We start from the raw sequence: 1,863 nt of genomic DNA, 5'->3' as shown, positions 1-1,863 counted from the left end.
TAGAGATTTATCAGATATCCGCCCGGTCGTAATTGAATTAAAGAAAGGGAAACTACGGCGAGAAGACCTTGCACAAATTTTAGAATATAAAGCTCTTATCGTTTCTATGCAGGATAGCGAATTGACCAAATGGAAGAATGAATTTGGAATAAATTATCACGCACCTAAACTAATGTTAATATGTTCTGAAATATCTGATGAACTTAAGTTGTCGGCAAACTTAGCAGGTGTAGAGGTAAAGACTTTTAAAGGAGTAGAAAAAGCAGTAGTTAATTTTGATGGTATTGATGAGATTAAAACCAAATTAGAAGAATGGAATGATTTTATAAAATCAGGAAACCGGACGTTACCAGGAAGAGCCGAATGGGTGGAACAAATTATTGATATGCTCCATGAAACATTCGATTCAATGTCGGATTTGCATGACTTGGAAACAATAGACGAACAACCTTCAGTAGACGACCGTTTCTTTTGTGTCGCACAATCACATCCTTTTATTAATATTCCTATTTACTATAATGATGTTCATTTCATGGGATTAATTGAGTACGACGAAGAAGCGAATATTCCGTTTTCATCTGAGTACTTCTATTGTGAAATTTCATTCCTCTACCAAATGGATGAAGAGCTTTTAGACGATAAAAGTTCAGAAGTATTGGAAATAGTGGAACGGAACGAATATTCCCTTTTGGAATCAGATGGTTACTTCTCTGTTATAAAGATTAAAAGAGAAATTTTAGAAGATAAGAAGATTTTCAAAAAACACATCTCGCAATTAATAAAAACTTGTATTGAGATTAAAGAGTTACATGATGAATGACCCTAATTATTGATAGGGGCTTACATTAACTCTTTCTACCTTTTATTTCTACCTGAGTTAGAGTTTCGATCACCTCTGTTCTTTTTTCGGTTAGCAAAGAATTCTTGTTTCTTTCTGTTTTTTTCCTTTTCCGCTGCCTTCTTTTCCTGAGCGTTCATTGGTCTGTCGGTTTGAGGAAATGGATTGTCGGTAACGATTTCAATTTTTTTCTTGATGAGCTTTTCGATATCTCTTAGATATTCATTCTCTTCAGGTTCACAAATAGAAATTGCAACGCCTTCCGCACCGGCACGTCCAGATCGTCCTATTCTATGCACGTAAGTTTCAGACTCGTTCGGGATATCGTAGTTGATCACGTAACGCAGCTTGTCGATGTCTATACCTCGAGCTGCAATATCTGTCGCAACCAAAACTCTAATACTTCCTTCTTTAAATCCTTTAAGGGCTCTTTGACGCTGGTTTTGCGATTTGTCGCCGTGTATAGCAGCGCATTCAATCTTTTTCTGTTGAAGCTTCTTCACAATTCGATCTGCCCCATGTTTCGTTCTTGAGAATAAAAGTACTTGCTTAAGTTCTGGGTTTTTAAGGATGTGGAGTAATAAATTTGGCTTGAGGTCTCTGTTAGTTTTGTAAATAAACTGCTGAATAGTTTCTGCAGTAGAAGACACTGGATTCACTGCTACCTTCTTTGGGTTATTCAAGATTTGTTGAGATAAACCTAAAATGCTATCGGGCATTGTTGCAGAGAAAAATAACGATTGTCTTTTTCGAGGAAGCTTAGCTATAATTTTTTTAATGTCGTGGATAAAGCCCATATCAAGCATTCTATCTGCTTCATCCAATACAAAATACTTCACATTATCTAATGAGATATACCCTTGATTCATCAAATCTAACAGCCGACCAGGAGTGGCTACTAACACGTCTACACCATTTCTTAGAATATTTGTTTGCGACGCTTGGTTTACGCCACCAAAAATAACTGTGTTTCTAATGCTGGTGTACTTCGCGTAGTCTCTAAAATTTTCTCCAATTTGAACTGC

2 protein-coding genes are annotated in these 1,863 nt (G+C 36.4%); one reads left to right on the top strand and one right to left on the bottom strand.

Going from position 1 to position 1,863, the window contains the following annotated elements; all coding sequences use genetic code 11:
- Positions 1-820, top strand: an 820-nt coding sequence (locus HRT72_11780) for a hypothetical protein (GenBank protein ID NQY68385.1), incomplete at its 5' end; no start/stop codon positions are given.
- Positions 821-855: 35 nt separating this feature from the next.
- Here HRT72_11780 and HRT72_11775 read toward each other — a convergent pair.
- The coding region (locus tag HRT72_11775; GenBank protein NQY68384.1) for a DEAD/DEAH box helicase at positions 856-1,863 on the bottom strand (1,008 nt) is incomplete at its 5' end.

The organism is Flavobacteriales bacterium (assembly GCA_013214975.1).
In the GTDB taxonomy this organism is placed as follows: domain Bacteria; phylum Bacteroidota; class Bacteroidia; order DT-38; family DT-38; genus DT-38.
Note: the sequence above shows the minus strand (reverse complement) of the source record. Positions and strands in the feature narration are given on the sequence as shown.